Origin of the sequence: Streptococcus humanilactis (assembly GCF_019448275.1) — a bacterium.
GTDB classification, from domain to species: Bacteria; Bacillota; Bacilli; order Lactobacillales; family Streptococcaceae; genus Streptococcus; species Streptococcus humanilactis.
The window spans coordinates 1-263 of the sequence record NZ_JAHXBZ010000035.1 but is presented as its reverse complement, the minus strand read 5'-3'; the positions used below and the strand labels follow the sequence as shown (position 1 = coordinate 263).

At 52.5% G+C, this 263-nt stretch carries 1 pseudogene; it reads left to right on the top strand.

Annotated elements, in window-relative coordinates:
* Positions 1 to 263, top strand: a pseudogene (locus tag KV696_RS09740) (adhesive domain-containing protein); the annotation flags it as partial.

Here is a 263-nt window from a genome sequence, read left to right as displayed (position 1 = left end):
GCTACCGCGCTAGTACTTGCTGATGTAGAGGCTACCGCACTTGTGCTTGCTGATGTAGAGGCTACCGCACTTGTTGATGCTGATGTAGATGCTACCGCACTTGTGCTTGCTGATGTAGATGCTACAGCGCTTGTGCTTGCTGATGTAGATGCTACAGCGCTTGTGCTTGCTGATGTAGAGGCTACTGCGCTTGTGCTTGCTGATGTAGATGCTACGGCGCTTGTGCTTGCTGAGGTAGATGCTACAGCGCTTGTGCTGGCTGA